General features: G+C 64.8%; 1 pseudogene. It reads right to left on the bottom strand.

Going from position 1 to position 514, the window contains the following annotated elements:
• A pseudogene (locus tag EOD07_RS36910) lies at positions 1-514 on the bottom strand (SMP-30/gluconolactonase/LRE family protein); the annotation flags it as partial.

Genomic DNA, 514 nt, shown 5'->3' with positions numbered 1-514 from the left:
TGGCTTGCCTCCCCAATAGGAAGCGGGGCTCGTCCAGTTCGGGTCGGCGCCGGCGATCTTGTAGCGCCCGATGCGGTTGTTGAGGATGCCGCCGACGAACAGGTAGCCCTTGTGCTCGCGCATCGAGGTGACCATCGGATGCGCATTGCCGGACAGATCGCCGAGCGTCTCGACGATCCCGCCCTTCTCGTTGAACTTCACCACGCCGCCGGTGTTGATGTTGGGAAACAGCCATTCGTCCTGCGGCAGGCGCCGCGTCATGCGCTTGCGCATATCGGGGTGGCGCAGCGACAGGTCGAAGCTCGGCGTCCGCATGCCGAGCCACGCCATCCAGTAATTGCCGTCCGACGCCCGGTTGATGTTATCGGGATAGCCCGGCATGTCGCGGATGACGCATTCGGCTGTGCCGGCCTTCGGCCCTTCCAGCCAGTAGCGGTGCACGCGGCAGGCCCAGCTTTCGGCGAAGAACAACGACTTGCCGTCATGCGCCATGCACACGCCGTTGGTGTAGCGG

It is taken from the genome of Mesorhizobium sp. M2C.T.Ca.TU.002.02.1.1, assembly GCF_003997225.1.
Note: the sequence above shows the minus strand (reverse complement) of the source record. Positions and strands in the feature narration are given on the sequence as shown.